This is a genomic window from Mycolicibacterium novocastrense, assembly GCF_001570485.1.
Taxonomy (GTDB): Bacteria; Actinomycetota; Actinomycetes; order Mycobacteriales; family Mycobacteriaceae; genus Mycobacterium; species Mycobacterium novocastrense.
In genome coordinates this window covers 142,577-161,658 of record NZ_BCTA01000069.1, presented here as the reverse complement: position 1 = coordinate 161,658, position 19,082 = coordinate 142,577, and the positions used below count along the sequence as shown (strand labels likewise).

Genomic DNA, 19,082 nt, shown 5'->3' with positions numbered 1-19,082 from the left:
TCGGCCGCCACTGCTCTATCTTTGCTGATCTTTGCCGACTTTGCTGATATCGCGCAAAACCCGCAACGCCGAACCGATGTCGTGGGCGGTGACCGCCCGCAAACCGGCGGGTACCGATGTCACGCCGGGTGGTACGACCGCCGAGGTGAAGCCGAGCCGCGCCGCTTCGGCCAGGCGGCGGTCCATTCCGGTGACCCGGCGCAGGTCGCCCGCCAGGCCGACCTCCCCGATGGCCACGGCGGCGGCGGGCACGGGGAGGTTCATCTTCGAGGACGCGATGGCCACCGCGATCGCCAGGTCCGCCGACGGATCGGTCAGGCGCATGCCGCCCACCGTCGACAGGTAGATGTCGTGCGCCCCCACCGACAGGCCCGCGTGCTTGTCCAGAACTGCGGTGATCATCGCCGCGCGCGACGAGTCGATTCCGCTGACGGCGCGGCGGGCCGTTCCGTTCGCCGGTGCCCCGATCAGCGCCTGCACCTCCCCGATCAACGGACGCTTACCGTCGAGGGTGACCGTGATCGCGGTTCCCGCAACGGGTTCGGGCCGTTGGTCGCGAAACAGTCCGGATGGGTCGGCGACGCCTTCGATCCCGTTGTCGTGCAACAGGAAACAGCCGACTTCGTCCGCGGCGCCGAAGCGGTTCTTGATGCCGCGGACCATCCGCAGCGATGATGCGCGGTCGCCCTCGAAGTGCAGAACGACGTCGACGAGGTGCTCGAGCGATCGTGGGCCCGCGATGGCACCGTCCTTGGTCACATGGCCGACGAGGATCAGTGCGACGCCAGATGTCTTGGCCGCCATCGTCAAAGCGGTGGTCACCGCGCGCACCTGGGTGACGCCGCCGGTGACACCGTCGGCCTCGGTGGTGGACATGGTTTGCACCGAGTCGACCACCACCAGGCTGGGCTGCACCTCGTCGATGTGTGCGAGCGCCGTGGACAGATCGGACTCCGCGGCCAGGTACACCTCGTCGTGGGTGCAGCCCGTGCGTTCCGCCCGCATCCGGATCTGGCCGGCCGACTCCTCACCCGAGAGGTACAGCGCGCGCTTGCCTGCCGTCGCCCAGCGGTGCGCGACCTCCAACAACAGAGTCGACTTGCCGACGCCGGGGTCGCCGGCGAGCAGCGTCACCGATCCGGGGACCAGACCGCCGCCGAGGACCCGGTCCAGCTCGGCGACACCGGTGTGGCAGTGGCGGGTGCGCCCGGGATCGATCGAGCTGATCGGCACGGCCGACGAGGACGGGGCGATCGAACGTCGCGCTCCGGCTCCTGCCACCGCCGAGAGCACGGCCACCTCGTCGACCGTGCCCCAGGTGCCGCACTCGGGGCAGCGGCCGACCCATTTGAGGGTGACGTGGTGGCACTCCGAGCAGCGGTACTGCGAGCGCGTTTTGACGCTACCTTTGGCCACGTAGTGACGGTAGCCGTCGCCTAAGACAGATCCCGCCAGGAACTCAGTGCCAGGCGGTCGTGTCGCGGACTTCGCTCAGTGTCCGCCGCCGTGCCCGCCGGCTTCGGTGGCTTCGCCGCGCCGCGGCGCCTCCCCGCCGGAGATCGGCACCCGCACGGTGGCCTCGCCCGCCTTCTCGAACTTGAACGTGAAGTCGTAGAGCAGGCCGTTGGTGATCGGCTTGCTCAAGGTGACCTTCGCTTCGGCGGCTTCGGCGGCCTCGACGCTCTCCAACGGGGTGATCTGCCCGTCCGGAGCGCCGACCGTGAGCATGCCGCTGGCGGGAACGGTGGTGTCCCCGGTCAGGGCCACCTCGCCGACCTCGGAGGTGATCGACTCCAGTTTGTCGGCTTGTTCGGCCGAAGTGTTGGCCGCCACGAAGATCAGCTCGACCTCTTTGCCCGGCCGGACGAAGTCGGTCACTTGCTGGGCCCGCAGGTGCACGTTGCGCAGCGCGATATCGCCGAGGTTGGCGCTGGTGCCGTTGACGGCCGGCTCCTGCGTGGTCATCTGCGAGACCTGTCCCGAACTGCAGCCGACGAGCGCCCCGCCCACGACAAAGGCAGCGGCCAGCCCGCAGGCGGCCAGTTTGAAGCGGTCCACTCTTGCCTCCTGCTCGGGCCGTCGATGCGACCGATCCGATCGGTCGCGGGATTCGACTATGCAGAGTAGTAGGTGCGTGCGGACGGCGGTAGCTGAGGTCCGGCACGCCGCCGGGAACCCGCGGGCGGCTACGACGGAAGTCTCGCCGGAAGTGCCACTGCCCCATGATCGATGCCCCACCTCAGCTACCTCATGGACCTCTCGAAGACGCCGCAGCCATGCACGGATTGGTCGGCGTGTCAACCCCTAACGTTCACCCGAGGTGCCCCTGACCTGCACCGTTGATCCACCCCCGTCTGGGCACCGTGCTAGCATTGAGGCGTGAAAGGGGCTCGAAACTGATGATTTTCAAGGTCGGAGACACCGTTGTTTATCCCCACCACGGTGCTGCGTTAATTGAGGCGATCGAAACCCGGACCATCAAAGGCGAACAGAAGGAATATCTCGTCTTGAAGGTCGCCCAGGGCGACCTCACGGTTCGAGTGCCAGCCGAAAACGCAGAGTATGTCGGGGTGCGCGACGTCGTCGGACAGGAGGGCCTGGACAAGGTTTTCCAGGTGCTCCGTGCCCCCCATACCGAGGAACCGACCAACTGGTCGCGGCGGTACAAGGCCAATCTCGAGAAGTTGGCCTCGGGCGATGTGAACAAGGTCGCCGAAGTGGTGCGCGACCTGTGGCGGCGCGATCAGGAGCGTGGCCTGTCGGCTGGTGAGAAGCGGATGCTGGCCAAGGCGCGGCAGATCCTGGTGGGCGAGCTTGCTCTCGCCGAGAACACCGATGACGAGAAGGCCGCGACCATCCTCGACGAGGCACTCGCCGCCGCTTCCTGAAGCCGATGACGAGCCTGCCAAGGGTCGGGCTCGGCACCGACGTACATCCCATCCAGGCGGGGCGGCCGTGTTGGCTGTTGTGCCTGCTGTTCGACGGGGCAGACGGCTGCGCAGGCCACTCCGATGGTGATGTTGCGGCGCACGCGCTGTGCGACGCGCTGCTTTCCGCGGCCGGTCTCGGCGATCTCGGCGAGGTCTTCGGCACCGGTCGCGACGAGTGGCGCGGCGCCGGCGGCGTCGACATGCTCCGGCATGTCCGCGAGCTCGTCTCGACGCAAGGCTTCCGAATCGTCAACGCGGCAGTCCAGGTGATCGGCAACCGGCCGAAGGTCGGTCCACGCCGCGGCGAGGCGCAGAAACTCCTGTCAGAATTGCTCGACGCCCCCGTATCCGTCAGTGCGACCACGACCGACGGCCTGGGTCTGACCGGACGTGGGGAAGGCCTGGCGGCCATCGCGACCGCTCTGGTGGTTGACGGCGATTAGGCCTGTAAGCTGGCCCGTCGTGAGCTGGGCGAACACTCGGCTGTCGTGATTGGGACGAACGATTGGGTGGCGTGAATCAGACGAACGGTTGGGCGGTCATGGCGTGACCGACCTGCGGCTGTACGACACCATGAGCGGTGCCGTACGCGACTTCGTTCCCGTGCGCCCCGGGCACGCCTCGGTCTACCTCTGCGGTGCCACGGTCCAGGGTCTGCCTCACATCGGGCACGTGCGCAGCGGAGTGGCATTCGACGTCCTTCGGCGTTGGCTGATGGCCAAGGGCTACGACGTCGCTTTCATCCGCAACGTCACCGACATCGACGACAAGATCCTCAACAAGGCCGCCGACGCCGGAAGACCGTGGTGGGAGTGGGCCGCCACCTATGAACGCGCCTTCTCGGCCGCCTACGACGCGCTCGGGGTGTTGCCACCGTCGGCCGAACCCCGCGCCACCGGCCACATCACCCAGATGATCGAACTGATCGAGCGGCTGATCGAGCGGGACCACGCCTATGTCGGTAACGGTGACGTCTACTTCGACGTCCTGAGCCTCCCGGGTTACGGCAAGTTGTCCGGCCACAAGATCGACGACGTACACCAGGGCGAGGGCGCTGCGACCGGTAAACGTGACGAACGCGATTTCACCTTGTGGAAGGGCGCCAAACCTGGTGAACCGTCCTGGCCGACGCCATGGGGGCGCGGGCGGCCGGGCTGGCACACCGAATGCGTCGCGATGTGCCAGGCGTATCTGGGCGCGGAGTTCGACATCCACGCGGGCGGCATGGATCTGGTGTTCCCGCACCACGAGAACGAGATCGCGCAGGCCGAGGCGGCCGGCGACCCGTTCGCCCGGTACTGGCTGCACAACGGCTGGGTGACCATGGGCGGCGAGAAGATGAGCAAGTCGCTGGGCAATGTGCTCGCGATTCCGGCTGTGCTGCAGCGCGTTCGGGCAGCAGAGTTGCGGTACTACCTGGGCAGCGCGCACTACCGGTCGATGCTGGAGTTCTCCGAGACGGCGCTGCAGGACGCGGCGAAGGCCTACACCGGTATCGAAGACTTCCTGCACCGCGTCCGAAACCGAGTGGGTGCCGTCGTCCCGGGTGAGTGGACGTCGAAGTTCGCCGCGGCGCTCGATGACGACCTCTCCGTTCCGATCGCGCTGGCCGAGGTGCACGCGGCCCGTGCCGAGGGCAATCGCGCGCTGGACGCCGGTGACCACGAGACGGCCCTGACGCAGGCGATGTCGATCCGCGCGATGATGGGCATCCTCGGCGCGGACCCCCTCGACGAGCGCTGGGAGTCCAAGGACGAGACGTCGGCCGCGCTGGCCGCGGTCGATGTGTTGGTGCGCGCCGAAGTCGAGCGGCGCGAGGATGCGCGGGCTCGGCGGGACTGGGCCGAGGCCGACGCGATCCGGGATCGCCTCAAGGAAGCCGGCATCGAGGTCACCGACACCGCCGATGGTCCGCAGTGGACGCTGCTCGACGGGCACACGAAGTAGATGGCCGGAAACTCGAGGCGCAGAGGCGCGGTCCGCAAGCCGGGAACGAAGAAGGGGCCGACGGTCGGGTCGGGCGGCGTGCGGCGACGGGGCCTTGAGGGCCGCGGCGCCACTCCGCCCGCGCACATGCGTCCCAACCATCCCGCGGCGAAACGTGCTGCCAAGGCGGCGAAATCCCAGCCGCGTCGACAAGGGAAGAAGACCGACGACACGGAGGTGGTGCTCGGACGCAATCCCGTCCTGGAGTGCCTTCGCGCCGGGGTACCGGCGACCGCGCTGTACGTCGCGCTCGGCGCGGACGCCGACGAGCGGTTGACCGAATCCGTGCAGATCGCCGCCGATGCGGGCATCTCGATCCTCGAAGTGCCGCGCCACGACCTCGACCGCATTGCCGTCAACGGTCTGCATCAGGGTGTGGCACTTCAGGTTCCGCCGTACTCGTACGCCCATCCCGACGATCTGCTCGCAGCGGTCACGGCCGACGGTGCCCCGGCGCTGCTGGTCGCGTTGGACAACATCTCCGACCCCCGCAACCTCGGCGCGATCGTGCGGTCTGTCGCCGCGTTCGGCGGCCATGGCGTCCTGATCCCGCAGCGCCGCTCGGCCTCGGTGACCGCGGTCGCGTGGCGCACCAGTGCGGGTGCCGCCGCCCGGGTTCCGGTTGCACGGGCCACGAATCTCACCCGCACACTGAAGAACTGGGCCGACGCGGGCCTGCAGATCGTCGGCTTGGACGCCGACGGAGACACCACGGTTGACGAACTGGACGGCTCAGGACCGATCGTCGTGGTCGTCGGCTCCGAAGGCAAGGGGCTCTCGCGCCTGGTACGGGAGACCTGTGACGCGGTGGTGTCGATTCCGATGGCCGGACCGACCGAATCTTTGAACGCCTCCGTGGCCGCGGGCGTCGTGCTCGCCGAGATCGCGCGTCAGCGCCGAAGTTAGAGGCCGAACAGCCGCAGCCCCACCCACAACCCGGCGACTGCGGCCACCAGTGTGACGGGCACCGTGCACAGACCGATGCGGCTGAACTCGCCTGCAGTGGTCGTGATTTCGCGTCGTACCACGCTGCGCCACAGCAAGTTGGCCAGCGAGCCGACGTAGGTCAGGTTCGGTCCGATGTTCACTCCGATCAACACCGCCAGCACGGGGCCCGGGCCGGATGCCGACACCAGCGGCAGCAGCACCAGCACCGCGGGCAGGTTGTTGACCACGTTCGACAGCAGCGCCGCGACGGCGGCGATCCCGAGCAGAGCGAGCAGGCCGTGACCGCTCGGCAGCAGGCCCCGCATCGCGTTGTCGAGACCGTTGACCATCACGGCGTCGACCACGATGCCGAGGCATAGCACGAACAGCAGAAACGGCACATCGGCTGCGGCTGCCATCCGGGCCACGGTCGTGTGGCGGCGCGCCAGGCTCCGGCCACCGAGCACGACGACTCCGCCGAGTGCCGCCCAGGCCGGTGAGACCCCGAGTGCCGAGGCGACGATGAATCCGGCCAGCGTCAAACCCAATACGACAAGGGGTAACACGGGGACATGCACCGTCTCACCGGGAACGGGATGGGGCGGGACCGCGAGCTGTCGCCTGAAAACCCAACGCAGCACGACGAATTCGACGAGGATGGCCACCACCCACGGCAGGATCATGAGCGCGGCGAAGTGCAGGAAGGTGATGCCGGCCGCGGTGAACGCCAGCAGGTTGGTCAGGTTCGACACCGGCAGCAGCAGCGACGCGCTGTTGGCCAGGTGCGCGGTCGCGTAGGCATGCGGCGTGGGTGGCACCGACAGCATGCGGGTAGTCGCAAGCACGACGGGGGTCAGCAACAGCACCGTGGCGTCCAGGCTCAGGATCGCCGTCGTCGCCGCGGCGATCGCGAAAACGCCTGCGAGCAACCGGTTCTGGCTTCCGTCGGCGGCACGCGCCATCGCCGCCCCCGCGGCGCGGAACACCCCTTCGTCGGCGCACAACCGCGCCAACACCAGAACGACGGCCAAGAAGCCGACCACCGGCAACAGGCGGCTGAGCTCCGCCGCGGCTTCGGGCAGCGAGATGACGTCGGCGCCGATCAGCAGCGCGGCCGCGGGAACAGCCACAACGGCTTCCGGCCATTTGTGCGGGCGGGCCACCGCGAAGACCAGCACGACCGCCAGGGCGGCCACGGCCAGGATCAGATCCACGGATCGGCAGGCTGCCACAGCGTGGGCAGGTGCAGAGCGACGCCGTCGTCGTGGGCCAGTCGCGACAACATCCGCATCGAGACATCGAGGTCGTCGGCTACATAGGGGAGCGCGCGCAATGGTTGGTGTAGGGAACGGAAGAAGTCGTCCCAGTGGATGAGCACCACGCGGCGCGCACCCACGGTCCGCACGGTCTCGCGCCAATACTCATGCAGGTAGTGCTCCGGTTGAAGGCCGAGCTGACCGACCCCGAGGTACACGACGTCGGCGCGTTGTCCGGTCAGCGCGCCCGGAACGTATCCCGCGCTGCCGACGATCAGAAGGCGACGGCCCGACGGGCGGTGGTGAACGATCGTGGACCACGCCTCACCGCACCGGTACGCCGACACCCTGACCGGCGGAACGACCGGCCGCGTGATGACACCCGGAAAGCGGTCGGGCGGACAGTGATTCCCCTCGACGAGGGTGACCTCGTAGGCGCCCAGCGCGACAGGGTCGCCGGGGCTGACGACCTCGATGCGGTCCTCCGGTAAACCGTGGCCGCGGCCGACCTGAGCGGCGGACCGGCCGCCGACGAGACGGGCGCCGGTGCGCTCGGCGACCACCGCGCTGTCCATCGCGTGGTCGTAGTGAGTGTGCACGGGAAGCACGGCTTCGAGCCGGTCGATCCGCAGGCGGGCGAGGCAGCCGTCGATACGCGGTTCCGACGGCGACAGTCGTCGCAGCCCGACTTCGCGCAGGCTCGGCCGGGAGAAGAAGCCGTCGGTCAGCAGCGCCGATTCGCCGTCGTCGATATGCAGCGTCGTGACGCCCGCCCAGGTGACCGTCAATGGGGTAGACGCCGTCGCCCGCGGGGTGTCGAAATAGCGCTCGTAGTCCGCCAGGTTCGGCCTGCCGAGCTTGAGACGCATGGCGTCAACTCTAAGTGGGCCGCTTGACGATGCGCTTGACCCGCGAGCAGCACCCCTCCCCGGTCTTGAAAACGATTTTCATTACCGTTAGCGTACCGAGCCGAGGAGGAACATGTCCGCGCACTGTCAGGTCACCGGCCGAGTACCAGGCTTCGGCAACCCCGTATCGCACTCACATCAGCGCCCAAATGCGCAGGATCTCGACTGGCAGTTGCACGCCAGATGTCGGGGCCTGCCGACGGAGATGTTCTTCCCTTCTGATGGCGAGCGCGGCCAACTCAGAGCGGCGCGCGAGGAACGCGCGAAGAAGGTGTGTCGATCGTGCCCCGTCAAGCGCGAATGTCTCAGGTACGCACTGAGCTCCGTGGAGGCATGGGGGGTATGGGGCGCAACGACGCCCCGAGAACGGCAACTGATCGACCAAGGCCTGTTGACGAAAAGGCCCACCGGCTCGGCCGACAAGGCGCCGCCAGATCGAGGTGTGGCAGGATCACTTGCCATAGGCGATCGCGACCAGAGGAAGCCGGTGTGATTCCGGCGCGGTCCCGCCACTGTGAGCGGCGAGGTCTTTTTCGAGACCGAGCCGGGAGCCAGATACTCACCGCGGCCGCCTCCTCATAAGGCTGGGGCGGATTTCCCCGGTGAGGCTGATCTCGGCGTACCGAGAGCGCTTCCCGTGGTGTCCGCACGACGGAAGGCACGTGGATGGCGGTGCGTCGACACCTTGCGGCGGCGGTGATCTCGGCTCTGCTGTGCACTTCGTGCGGCACGGCGACACCGCCGACCGACACCACCGCTGACGACGGGCTGGCTGGCTTCCCGGTGACCGTCACCAACTGCGGCATCACCACGACTTACGATCGTCCACCGCGCCGGGCCGTGGCCCTCAATCAGCATTCGGTCGAGACGATGCTGGCACTGGGACTGGAGAAGTCGATGGTCGGCACCGCATTCCTCGACGATCGGGTGCTGCCCGAATACCGGGACGCCTACGAGGCCATACCGGTGATCGCCGAGGACTACCCGTCCTACGAGACGCTGCTCGCCGCCGAACCCGACTTCGTCTACGGCGGTTGGGCAAGCGCATTCGACGAGAAGGAAGGGCGCGGGCGGGAACGGCTGAAAAAGGTCGGCATCGACACGCACCTCAACCCGGAGAACTGCTCTGCTGAACCGATGACGCTGTCCGCGGTGGACGACGAAATTCGCACCATCGGACGGATATTCGGCGTCGGTGACCGAGCCGACCGGGAGGTCGAACGCCAGCGGCGGACCCTGCGGGAAACCCGTCACCACGTGCGTGGCGTGGTACCGGTCGACGTCGCCGTCTACGACAGCGGTGAGGCGACCGTGTTCACCTCCGGCGGCCAGGGCATCGGCAATCAGATCATCGAATCCGCGGGCGGGCGCAACGTGTTCGCCGATGTTCCAAAGGTGTGGGCCGACGTCTCGTTCGAACAGTTCGCCGAGCGTGCCCCCGAAGCCATCCTGATTTACGACTACGGTGAGCAATCGGTCGAGCAGAAGAAACGGTTCCTGTTGGGCAATCCGGTGCTGCAACGAGTTCCCGCCATTCGCGATCAACGCTTCGCGGTTTTGCCGCTGTCGGAGATCACCGCCGGCGTCCGCGTCGGGCGTGCGGTGAAATCTCTTGCCGAGCAGCTACATCCGGAGCTGACCGGATGACGGCCGTCGCCCTTGACAAACCGGCGCGGCCCGCGCCCCCGCGTGATCACCGCGTTCCGTACGGCCTGGTGCTGGCGGTGCTCGTGGCGTTGCTTCTTTTGTGCGTGACCGCAGGGGTCACCATCGGATCGGTGGCCCTTCCGCCCGGTCAGGTGTGGCAGATCCTGCTGCATCGACTCAACCCGATGTTGATCGATCCGACATGGCCGCCGGTGCGCGCCTCGATCGTCCTTGACGCACGACTCCCCCGAGTGGTGCTGGCGGCGGTCATCGGGGCCGGCCTGGCAGGCTGCGGGATGGTGTTGCAGGCTGTCGTGCGCAACCCCCTGGCCGATCCGATGCTTCTGGGTGTGTCGTCGGGTGCGTCCGTGGGTGCCGTCGCGGTGTTGGTGGCCGGCGCCGGCCTCGGCTTGTTCATACTGCCGGCGGCGGCGTTTCTCGGGGCGTTGGTCGCGCTGGTGGCCGTCTACTTTCTGGCCCGTACGGGGGGCCGGATGACGACACTACGACTGATACTCGCCGGCGTCGCGGTCGCGGAGGTGCTCTCGGCCGTCGCCAGCCTGTTGATCATCACCTCCGACGACCCGCACAAGGCCCAGTCCGCGGTGCGCTGGATGCTGGGCGGGCTCGGTGGGGCGACCTGGTCGACGGTGTGGATCCCGGCCATCGCTGTGGCCGTCGGTATCGCGGTGCTGCTCGCCGTCACCCGGCCGCTCAATCTGCTGTACAGCGGTGAAGAAGCCGCTGCTGCACTGGGTTTGGACGTGCACCGCTTCCGCGCCGCCATGTTCGTCGTGGTCGCGCTGATGGTGGGCGCCATGGTTGCGGTCAGCGGTGCGATCGGCTTCGTGGGCCTGATCATGCCCCACATCGTGCGGATGCTCGTCGGCGCCGATCACCGTCGCGCCCTGCCGGCGGCCGCGCTGCTGGGAGCCTCGTTCCTCATCGCGTGCGACATCGCCGCACGCACCGTCGCCGCACCGGAGGAACTGCCGGTGGGCGTCCTCACCGCCCTCGTCGGCGGGCCGTACTTCCTGTGGCTCATGCGGCGCAAGGTATCGGCATGACCGACGGCATCCACATCGACGACGTGACGGTGTCGAAGGGGCGAAAGATGTTGATTCGCAACGTCTCCATGCAGGTGCAGCGCGGTGAGATGGTGGCCGTCGTCGGGCCCAACGGTGCCGGCAAGACGACGCTGCTGCGCACTCTCTACCGTGCTCAGCGGCCGACGTCGGGACGTGTGCTGGTCGACGGCGAGGACGTCTGGCAGATGTCGGCCAAGCGCGCGGCGCGCCGGATCGCAGCCGTGTTGCAGGACGCGCCGGGCGATTTCGCGCTGACGGTGTTCGACGTGGTCGCGATGGGCCGAACCCCGTACAAGCGCGCGTTCGATGGCGACAACGCCGACGATCGCCGCATCATCGCCGAGGCACTCGAATCCGTGGCCGTATCCGGCCTGGCCAACGAGCCGTTCGACCGGCTGTCGGGCGGTCAGAAGCAGCGCGTGATGATCGCACGTGCGCTGACTCAGAGGACCGGCACGATCGTGCTGGACGAGCCGACCAACCACCTGGATCTGCGCCACCAGCACGATGCCCTGCACCTGCTACGGACCACCGGCGCCACCGTCGTCGCGGCATTGCACGATCTCAATCTCGCTGCGGCGTACTGCGATCGGATCTGCCTCCTCGATTCCGGCGGCGTCGTGTCGATCGGCACTCCCGCGCAGGTGCTGACCGAGGACATGCTCGCCGAGGTCTACGGCGTCGCGGCCAGGGTCGGACTTGACGCGGGCACCCATCGGATACGGGTCGACGTGACACCCAAGGAGTGGACCCGATGAGGATCGACAGTCAACTCACCGAGATCGCTCGCTTCGGCGGGTTCTTCGCCATCGCCCATGGGCCTGCCGAACCGGGTTGGCGGCCGGTGACCGCGTGTTACGCCGACGGATACCAGGACCTGATCGAGGCGACGGCCGCGCGCTACCGCACCGGCGACCTTCGCATCGGCGCTTCGACGGTGCAGTTGAGCCACGCGTCCAGGCTCTGGTCGCCCGTGCTCGCGTGCGCCCTCGAACACGGCGTCGTGCCCGACCTCACGGGTCTGCAGCGAGCGCCGGACAGTGCGGCACTGAGAATCCCTGTCGCCGAGGGTGATCTGTTGGAGGGGGACCGGGAAGCCACGCTGTACCGCATCGTCGTCGAAGAGCACCTGGAGCGATTGGCCGACGGGCTGCGCGTCAAGGTCGCGCCCGGTCTGCTCTACGGCAACATCGCCTCGGCGTTGGTGGCCGCGACCCGGGCGCTGTACTCGGTTCGGCCTCGGCTGCGCGATTCGGCGACCATGCTGGCACGGTCGCTGCTGGAGACCGGGAAGCTCGCCGGCACCGGAACGGTCAAGCACAACTTGGCGTTTCGCCGCCGCAGCTGCTGCCTGTACTACCGGGTGAGCGACGGGTCCAAATGCGGGGACTGCGCGCTGCGTTGAGTCAGGTGAAGGGCGCGATCTCGACACCTTCGGCGAGCAGTCGCTCGCGGACGGCCGCGGCGATCTGCACGGCACCCGGCGAATCGCCGTGCACGCAGATCGAATCGACGGTGATCGGGATCGTCGAACCGTCGACCGCGTCCACCCGCCCGGCGGACACCATCGACGCGATCCGGTCGGCGATGACGCCCGTGTCGTGCAGGACGGCGCCGCGCTGGCGACGGTCCACCAGCCGACCGTCGGGGCGATAGGCCCTGTCGGCGAACGCCTCAGGGACGGTGCGCAATCCGAGCTGTTCGGCCTCGCGGAAGAACGCCGAGCCGGTGAGCCCGAGCACCGGGAGGGCCGGATCGACGTCGTGTACGGCCTCGGCGACGGCTCGGGCCTGGTCGGTGTTCGTCACGATCGCGAAGTACAGCGCCCCGTGTGGTTTGACGTAGGTGACGGCGGTGCCGGCGGCGCGCGCGATCGCCTGCAGAGCACCGATCTGATAGATCACGTCGGCCTTGAGATCCTCGGGCGTCGCGTCGATGAACCGGCGGCCGAACCCGGCCAGGTCCCGGTAGCTCACCTGGGCGCCGACCCGCACGCCGCGCTCGGCCGCGGCCCGGCAGGCCCGCAAGAGCAGTGCGGGGTCACCGGCGTGGAAGCCGCAGGCGACGTTGGCGCTCGTGACGATGTCGAGCATGGCGTCGTCGTCACCGAGCCGCCAGACCCCGAAACCCTCGCCGAGGTCGGCGTTCATGTCGACGGTTCTCATGTCGGTAACCCTGCGGATGTGGATGACGGCCAGTGGTTTTCGGCGACGAACTCGGTCAGGGGCCGTCCGGTCGTCCATTCGTCGATTTCGAGCTGTGGACGGTCGGGGAATTCGGGGACCGGTCCAAGACACAGGATCGCCACGGGCTCAGCGCCATGCGGCATGCCGAGCAGTTCGGCGAGCTTGTCCGGTTCGAAGATCGAGACCCAACCCATGCCGAGCCCCTCTGCGCGCGCAGCCAGCCACAGGTTCTGTATCGCACAGGAGACCGAGGCCAGGTCCATGTGCGGAAGGGTGCGTCGCCCGAACACATGCTCGTGTCTGCCGTCGCCCAGCGCGACGACGAGCAACTCGGCGCAGTCCAGAATCCCTTCGACCTTGAGGGTCAGAAACTCCTCGCCGCGTGGCCCAAGCGCCTCGGCGGTCCGCACACGCTCCTCGTCGACGAGGTCGCGGATGGCTCGCCGTAGCCGGTCGTCGGTGATCCGGATGAACCGCCACGGCTGCATCAGGCCGACGCTCGGCGCGGCGTGTGCGGCCTGCAGCAGCCGCACCAACACGTCCTCGGGTACCGCCGCGCCGGGCAGGAACCGGCGCATATCGCGGCGTTCGGCGATCACGCGGTAAACCGCGCGGCGTTCTTCGATGTCGAACGCGTGCTGGTTCACGCGGTCAGCTTAGGCGTCCGGGAGCCCGCCGTGACGTCGGCCGCGCGATGCAAGAGGCGCTGCGCTATTGGAAACGGTTATCGTTATCGGTGTGTTGACTGCCCGGGTTGCCCGCACGATCCTCGCCAGCGCGGTGCTGGCCGCTCCGTTCGGGGTGGCGTGCGCCGGCGGTGACGAGCGAGCCCAGGAGACGAGTACCCCTCCGTGTCCGGTCCGGCCGGTCGACGTGGTCGTCAGCGTCGACCAGTGGGCCGACATCGTCTCCCAGCTGGGCGGCGGCTGCGCGCAGGTCGCCACGGTGCTGGCCGGCTCGGCGGCAGACCCGCACGACTTCGAGCCCGCGCCCTCCGATGCGGCGAAGTTCGAAGGCGCTCAGCTCGTGGTTCTCAACGGTGGCCATTACGACGAATGGGCGGTCAAGCTCGCCGCGAGCACGGCGCCCGACGCGCCGGTCGTGGAGGCAGTGGCCGCCGGTCACCAGGACCGCCAAGGCGAGACCAACCCCCACGCCTGGTACGACCCCGCCGCGGTGACGGCCCTCGCCGACGCGGTCACCGCCCGACTGCGTCAACTCGCGCCGGAGGCGGCGGGGTACTTCGACGAACGTCGCGTCGCGTTCGCGGAGGATCTCAAGCCGTACCATGAGCTCATCGATTCCCTGAAGGCCAAAGCGTCAGGCAAGAGCTACGCCGCGACCGAGACGTCATTCGATGACATGGGTGCGGCGCTCGGCCTGACCAACCGCACGCCTCGCGGCTATCAGGTCGCGGCGTCCAACGACTCCGAACCGTCCCCGGCCGACCTCGATGCCTTCCTGCAGCTGCTGTCCGACCGCGGCGTTGACGTCCTGATCTACAACGTCCAGACGGAAGGTTCTGTCCCGCAACAACTTCGGACGGTGGCCGAACAGTCGGGGGTTCCGGTGGTCGAGATCACCGAGACCTTGCCGCCGGACGCGGACTCGTTTGTAAGCTGGCAGGTCGACCAGCTGATCGCACTCGGCGAGGCGCTCGGTGTCGGAAGCTGATTCGGAACCTGATGCCCGATCCGACGTCGAGCAGGCGGCGCTGACCTTCGAGGACGTCAGCGCGGCACGCGGCGGGCGGCTGATCTGGTCGGAAGCGACGTTCGAGGTCCCCGCAGGCGGCATCGTGGCCGTCATCGGGTCGAACGGGGCCGGAAAGACGACGCTGCTGCAGATCGTGCTCGGCCTGGTACCCCCGGCATCCGGACACGTGTGCGTCTTCGGTCAACCGGCCGGTGCGCTCAACAGGTCGATCGGCTACGTCCCGCAGAACTACGCGTCGGGCTCCGGCGAGGCGATCCGTGCGCGCGACGCCGTGATGCTCGGCCTCGTCGGACACCGGTGGGGCTTCGGGTGGCCGAGCCGCGAGGACAACCGTCGCGTGGACGAGGTGCTGGCCGCCGTCGACGCGACCGCGGTGGCACACAAACGGCTGTCGCAACTGTCCGGCGGCCAACGCCAGCGGGTCGCGCTGGCCGAGGCGCTGGTCTCCAAACCCCGCATGTTGATCCTCGACGAGCCGTTGGCCGCGCTCGATCTGCGCAGCCAGCGCGAGATCGTCGCCGTGCTCGACCAGATCAGCAAGGAGTTCGGCGTGACGATCCTGGTCGTCGCGCACGACCTGAACCCATTGCTGGGCGTGTTGACCAGCGCCATCTATCTGCTCGACGGGCATGCGCACTTCGACACCTTCGACGGCGTGGTCGACGAGACGCTGCTGAGCCACCTGTACGGCACCCGAGTCGAGGTCGTGCACACGCCGCAGGGTGATCTGTACATGCGGAGGCCGTGATGAACACGACCATCGTCGCGCTTGGCTACCAAGACAATTGGTGGCAGATCCTCACGTCGGCCTTCATGCGCAACGCCTTGATCGGCGGCACGATCGTCGCCCTGGCCGCCGGCCTGATCGGTTACTTCGTCGTCGTGCGCAACACGGCCTTCGCCGCCCACGCCCTCGCTCACATCGGGCTGCCGGGGGCCACAGGGGCGGTGCTCATCGGCGTCCCGGTCGGGGTGGGGCTCGGAGTCTTCTGCATCGGCGGCGCCCTGGTGATCGGGGCGCTGGGCCGCCGCGCGGCCGACCGCGAGGTGGCCACCGGAACCGTGCTGGCCATGGCGACCGGTCTCGGGTTGTTCTTCAACTCGCTGGCCACCAAGAGTTCGAGCACGCTGACCAACGTCCTGTTCGGCAACCTGCTGGCGATCTCCCGGCAGCAGATCACGACGTTCGCGGTGCTGGTCGCGGTGCTGGCCGTCTGCATCGCGATGATCTACCGGCCGCTGCTGTTCACCTCCGTCAACGCCCAGGTGGCCGACGCCAAGGGGGTGCCCGTGCGCGCTCTTTCGGTGGCGTTCATGGCGCTGCTCGGGCTGGCGGTGACGATGGCGGTGCAGGCGGTGGGCACACTGCTGCTGTTCGCGCTCGTGGTGAGCCCCGCCGCGGCGGCGATCATGCTGACACCGCGACCGGGCAAAGCGATCGCCTTGTCCACGGGCTTCAGCCTGGCTGCGGTATGGGCGGGTCTGGGGCTGTCGGCGATGTTCAACGCGCCGCCCAGCTTCGTGATCGTGACGGTCGCGTGCAGCGTCTGGGCCGTGGTGTGGGCCGGGCAGCGCGGGCTGCGACGAACCGCCGATCGGGTGCTGGTCACCTGAGCCCGAGGCGTGGTCGGCTACCCTCACGGAGCATGCCGAGGAGTCCCACGCCGCGACGGCGTGCCACGCTGGCTTCTCTGGCGGCCGAACTCAAGGTCTCGCGCACCACGATCTCCAACGCCTACAACCGGCCGGACCAGTTGTCGGCCGAACTGCGCGAGCAGGTGCTGGCCACCGCGAAGCGGCTGGGATACCCGGGCCCCGACCCGGTGGCGCGCTCGCTGCGCACCCGCAAGGCCGGCGCGGTGGGCCTGATGATCACCGAACCGCTCAACTACTCGTTCAGCGATCCGGCCGCCCTCGACTTCGTGGCCGGCCTGGCCGAATCGTGTGAGGAGGCCGGGCAGGGACTGCTGCTCGTGGCGATCGGTCCCAACCGCAGCGTCAGCGACGGTACGGCGGCGATCCTCGCTGCCGGCGTGGACGGTTTCGCGGTGTATTCGGCCTCCGACGACGACCCGTATCTCGCGACCGTCCAGCAGCGGCACCTGCCGATGGTGGTGATCGATCAGCCCAAGGACGTACCTGGTGCCTCGCATGTGTGCATCGACGACCGGGGTGCGATGCGCCGACTCGCCGAACACGTTGTGCAGCTGGGCCATCGGGAGATCGGCCTGCTGACCATGCGGCTGGGCCGCGATCGGCCGCAGGGCGGGGCCGGACCCACGGTGGCCGATCCACAACGGCTGCAGACTCCGCACTTTCACGTGCAGCGCGAGCGTATCGCGGGTGTTCGCGACGCGATGAGCGCGGCGGGACTCGACCCGGAATCGCTGACCGTGGTGGAGAGCTACGAGCACCTGCCGACGTCAGGCGGGGCGGCCGCGGAGGTCGCGCTGGCCGCCAATCCCCGGCTGACCGCGTTGATGTGCACCGCGGACGTACTGGCCCTGTCGGCGATGGATTACCTACGGGCGCGGGGTATTTACGTTCCCGGCCAGATGACGGTCACCGGATTCGACGGGGTTCCCGAAGCGCTGCGGCGCGGCCTGGCCACCGTCGCGCAGCCCAGCATCGAGAAGGGCCGCCGGGCGGGGCTGCTGCTGCACCACCCGCCACGATCGGGGCTGCCCGTCGTGGAGGTGCTCGACACCGAAGTCGTCCGCGGCCGCACGGCCGGCCCGCCCGCCTAAATCGCGGTGACCGGTGGGCACGCCCGCCACTGCTCCACCATCGGTGCGACGCTGTCGGCGAGCATCGGCAGCTCAGGCGCCATCGCCGGCGCCGCGATCATCGCGAGCCGGCCGGCGGCCTCGGTGATCCGTAGGACACGTTCGTCGGTCGGCCGCAGGCCCATGGAGACGGCGGCCGCGTCGTAGGCGGCCAGCGCGTCGTCGCCCACCATCGCCAGGTCGGATTCGACCGCACCCACCGTCACGAGTTCGAAGTCCGACCACAGCTCCCCGTCCGGTGTGGTGATCATGTTGTGGTACGGCGCATCACCGTGGATGGGCTGCACGTCGACACCGGGGAACGCGGACTCGAATGCCGTGCGCGACGTCAGAACCGGGGCGATGACATCCCATTCATGTTGTGCCCGTTCAAGATCCGGTGCCGAGACGAGCCCGGGCAGGTTCCGTAACGCCGCCAGCCCCTCGGGTATGTAGGTGCCGAACGGTGCCCAGAAATCCAGGTCACCTTGATAGTCGCGCAGTGCGGCGTGTAGCTGCGCGGTCTGCTCCATGCGCCGCGCCAGGTCCGGGTTCGCATCGGGGATCTGTTCGACGAATTGCCAGAACGTCATCGAGAACCCGTCGCGGCGAACCGGTTCGGCAGGCACCAGCGGGCTCGGTGGGACCACCGGATGCCCGCGTTCGGCGAGCCATCGGGTGACGGCGAGTTCCGCGCGCTGTTGTCTGGTCTGCACATCCGGGTTGTTGGTGTACGACGGCGGCAGCACGGTGGGCACCCGGACGACGACCGGTTCGGGGTGAAGATGCACGATCACGGAGAACACGTCGTAGAGGACGCGGGGATCGTCGCAGCGCAGGCCGAGGTCGGCACCGGCGGCGGTGGCCGCGGCGACTGCGGAAGCGGTCCGCTCGGCGATCTCGGCGTCGGTCAGCACCCTCATCCCGACCGCGAGCGCCGCGCGTCGAGCAGGTGAATCAACGCCGCGGCAACGTCTTCGGGCGCCTCGACCCGATAGGCCGCCAGTGTCTCGCCCGGCCCGACCTTCACCCCGACATCGTCGCCGCGAAGGCGGTGGAACGCCTTCTCATCGGTGACGTCATCGCCGAAGAACACCACCGCGGTCGCGTTCTCCTGCTCTCGGAGGATGTCGATCGCCTCGCCCTTGTCCGTCTGGATCACCGCGAACTCCAGCACCGCTTTGCCTTCGGTCAGCTGCGCATCCCAATCCGTCGCCGCCTCGCGGGCCGCGGAGAGGGCGGCCGCGCCATCGCTCGCCGAGGCGTTGCGCACGTGTAGGGCGACACTGGCCGGTTTCGTCTCGACGGTGACACCCGGCTTGCCGGAGGCGATCTCGCGCAGCGCCGACGTGATGCGTTGCAGGAGAACGTCGTCGACCTCGTGGGCGAAGCCCGTGTTGAACTCGGCGCCGTGGCTGCCGACCAGATGTACCGCGGCCGGCATCCCCGACAACTCGCGTAACACGTCGAGCGCGCGTCCGGAGATCAGCGCGGAAGCCGTGTCCGGAAGGTCGGCGAGCGCAGCCAGGGCCCCTGCGGCGTCGGCGAGTGGCCGGGCGTCGGCAGGATTACTGACGATCGGCGCGAGCGTGCCGTCGAAGTCGGAGGTGATCAGCAGCCGTGGCGCCGCGGCGGCCGAGGTGAGCGCGCGCTGCAGATCCGCGGGAAGCACG

At 68.5% G+C, this 19,082-nt stretch carries 20 protein-coding genes, 1 pseudogene and 1 riboswitch; of the genes and pseudogenes, 13 read left to right on the top strand and 8 right to left on the bottom strand.

Annotation, left to right across the window (positions count from 1 at the left end):
* Positions 1-15: 15 nt before the first annotated feature.
* Together radA and RMCN_RS23030 are read right to left on the bottom strand one after the other, a co-directional pair.
* Entirely contained in the window at positions 16-1,416 is a 1,401-nt protein-coding gene (gene radA / locus RMCN_RS23035) for a DNA repair protein RadA (protein WP_067394055.1), read from the bottom strand.
* Positions 1,417-1,491: 75 nt separating this feature from the next.
* On the bottom strand, positions 1,492-2,058 hold the full coding sequence (locus tag RMCN_RS23030; RefSeq protein ID WP_067394053.1) for a copper chaperone PCu(A)C domain-containing protein: 567 nt from the start codon (positions 2,056-2,058) through the stop codon (positions 1,492-1,494).
* A 341-nt stretch (positions 2,059-2,399) separates the two neighbouring features.
* On the opposite strand from RMCN_RS23030, the gene carD reads away from it, so the two are divergent.
* From carD to rlmB, 4 genes are all read left to right on the top strand, one after another.
* A complete protein-coding gene (gene carD / locus RMCN_RS23025) occupies positions 2,400-2,888 on the top strand; it encodes an RNA polymerase-binding transcription factor CarD (RefSeq protein WP_003888533.1) in 489 nt (162 codons plus the stop codon).
* Between the two features lie 5 nt (positions 2,889-2,893).
* Positions 2,894-3,373 carry a 2-C-methyl-D-erythritol 2,4-cyclodiphosphate synthase gene (gene ispF, locus RMCN_RS23020; RefSeq protein ID WP_067394050.1) on the top strand — a complete coding sequence of 160 codons (480 nt, stop codon included), beginning with the start codon at positions 2,894-2,896 and terminating at the stop codon, positions 3,371-3,373.
* 103 nt (positions 3,374-3,476) lie between these two features.
* Entirely contained in the window at positions 3,477-4,877 is a 1,401-nt protein-coding gene (gene cysS, locus RMCN_RS23015; protein WP_064412843.1) for a cysteine--tRNA ligase, read from the top strand.
* Complete coding sequence (gene rlmB / locus RMCN_RS23010; RefSeq protein WP_064412807.1) at positions 4,878-5,822, top strand: 23S rRNA (guanosine(2251)-2'-O)-methyltransferase RlmB; 945 nt, start codon at positions 4,878-4,880, stop codon at positions 5,820-5,822.
* Here rlmB and RMCN_RS23005 read toward each other — a convergent pair.
* Together RMCN_RS23005 and RMCN_RS23000 are read right to left on the bottom strand one after the other, a co-directional pair.
* Positions 5,819-7,057 (bottom strand): SLC13 family permease, encoded by a 1,239-nt coding sequence (locus tag RMCN_RS23005; protein ID WP_067394047.1) that lies wholly within the window; start codon positions 7,055-7,057, stop codon positions 5,819-5,821. The genes rlmB and RMCN_RS23005 overlap by 4 nt on opposite strands.
* A complete protein-coding gene (locus tag RMCN_RS23000) occupies positions 7,048-7,968 on the bottom strand; it encodes an MBL fold metallo-hydrolase (protein ID WP_067394043.1) in 921 nt (306 codons plus the stop codon). The genes RMCN_RS23005 and RMCN_RS23000 overlap by 10 nt, the downstream gene beginning before the upstream one ends.
* 202 nt (positions 7,969-8,170) lie before the next feature.
* Here RMCN_RS23000 and RMCN_RS22995 point away from each other — a divergent pair.
* The 5 genes and pseudogenes from RMCN_RS22995 to RMCN_RS22975 form a co-directional block, all read left to right on the top strand.
* Positions 8,171-8,377 (top strand): annotated as a pseudogene (locus RMCN_RS22995) (WhiB family transcriptional regulator); the annotation flags it as partial.
* Positions 8,378-8,428: 51 nt separating this feature from the next.
* Positions 8,429-8,588: riboswitch (cobalamin riboswitch) on the top strand.
* A gap of 85 nt (positions 8,589-8,673) precedes the next feature.
* Entirely contained in the window at positions 8,674-9,654 is a 981-nt protein-coding gene (locus RMCN_RS22990) for an ABC transporter substrate-binding protein (RefSeq protein WP_067394040.1), read from the top strand.
* The gene (locus RMCN_RS22985) at positions 9,651-10,721 is read left to right on the top strand and encodes a FecCD family ABC transporter permease (RefSeq protein ID WP_067394038.1); all 1,071 of its coding nucleotides are present in this window, start codon (positions 9,651-9,653) and stop codon (positions 10,719-10,721) included. The genes RMCN_RS22990 and RMCN_RS22985 overlap by 4 nt, the downstream gene beginning before the upstream one ends.
* Positions 10,718-11,500: an ABC transporter ATP-binding protein gene (locus RMCN_RS22980; RefSeq protein WP_067394033.1), complete on the top strand. Its 783-nt coding sequence runs from the start codon at positions 10,718-10,720 to the stop codon at positions 11,498-11,500. Before RMCN_RS22985 ends, RMCN_RS22980 begins: the two co-directional genes overlap by 4 nt.
* Entirely contained in the window at positions 11,497-12,147 is a 651-nt protein-coding gene (locus tag RMCN_RS22975) for a (2Fe-2S)-binding protein (protein WP_067394309.1), read from the top strand. Before RMCN_RS22980 ends, RMCN_RS22975 begins: the two co-directional genes overlap by 4 nt.
* Position 12,148: 1 nt before the next feature.
* Here the strand turns inward: RMCN_RS22975 and RMCN_RS22970 are convergent, their stop codons facing one another.
* Together RMCN_RS22970 and bluB are read right to left on the bottom strand one after the other, a co-directional pair.
* Complete coding sequence (locus RMCN_RS22970; RefSeq protein WP_067394031.1) at positions 12,149-12,907, bottom strand: LamB/YcsF family protein; 759 nt, start codon at positions 12,905-12,907, stop codon at positions 12,149-12,151.
* Positions 12,904-13,575 carry a 5,6-dimethylbenzimidazole synthase gene (gene bluB / locus RMCN_RS22965; RefSeq protein ID WP_067394028.1) on the bottom strand — a complete coding sequence of 224 codons (672 nt, stop codon included), beginning with the start codon at positions 13,573-13,575 and terminating at the stop codon, positions 12,904-12,906. The genes RMCN_RS22970 and bluB overlap by 4 nt, the downstream gene beginning before the upstream one ends.
* Positions 13,576-13,666: 91 nt before the next feature.
* Here bluB and RMCN_RS22960 point away from each other — a divergent pair, with 91 nt between their 5' ends.
* Genes RMCN_RS22960 through RMCN_RS22945 form a run of 4 tightly spaced genes read left to right on the top strand, consistent with a single transcriptional unit; the run spans position 13,667 to position 17,391 of the window.
* Positions 13,667-14,602, top strand: coding sequence for a metal ABC transporter solute-binding protein, Zn/Mn family (locus RMCN_RS22960; RefSeq protein ID WP_409366068.1), 936 nt, complete (start codon positions 13,667-13,669; stop codon positions 14,600-14,602).
* On the top strand, positions 14,589-15,392 hold the full coding sequence (locus RMCN_RS22955) for a metal ABC transporter ATP-binding protein (protein WP_067394022.1): 804 nt from the start codon (positions 14,589-14,591) through the stop codon (positions 15,390-15,392). Before RMCN_RS22960 ends, RMCN_RS22955 begins: the two co-directional genes overlap by 14 nt.
* Complete coding sequence (locus RMCN_RS22950; RefSeq protein ID WP_064412798.1) at positions 15,392-16,258, top strand: metal ABC transporter permease; 867 nt, start codon at positions 15,392-15,394, stop codon at positions 16,256-16,258. Before RMCN_RS22955 ends, RMCN_RS22950 begins: the two co-directional genes overlap by 1 nt.
* Positions 16,259-16,290: 32 nt before the next feature.
* Positions 16,291-17,391 (top strand): Rv3575c family transcriptional regulator, encoded by a 1,101-nt coding sequence (locus tag RMCN_RS22945; protein WP_067394019.1) that lies wholly within the window; start codon positions 16,291-16,293, stop codon positions 17,389-17,391.
* Here the strand turns inward: RMCN_RS22945 and RMCN_RS22940 are convergent.
* Positions 17,388-18,332 carry a phosphotransferase gene (locus tag RMCN_RS22940; protein ID WP_276019200.1) on the bottom strand — a complete coding sequence of 315 codons (945 nt, stop codon included), beginning with the start codon at positions 18,330-18,332 and terminating at the stop codon, positions 17,388-17,390. The two genes, RMCN_RS22945 and RMCN_RS22940, sit on opposite strands and share 4 nt — an antisense overlap.
* On the bottom strand, positions 18,329-19,081 hold the full coding sequence (otsB, locus tag RMCN_RS22935) for a trehalose-phosphatase (protein ID WP_067394016.1): 753 nt from the start codon (positions 19,079-19,081) through the stop codon (positions 18,329-18,331). The genes RMCN_RS22940 and otsB overlap by 4 nt, the downstream gene beginning before the upstream one ends.
* Position 19,082 lies beyond the last annotated feature (1 nt).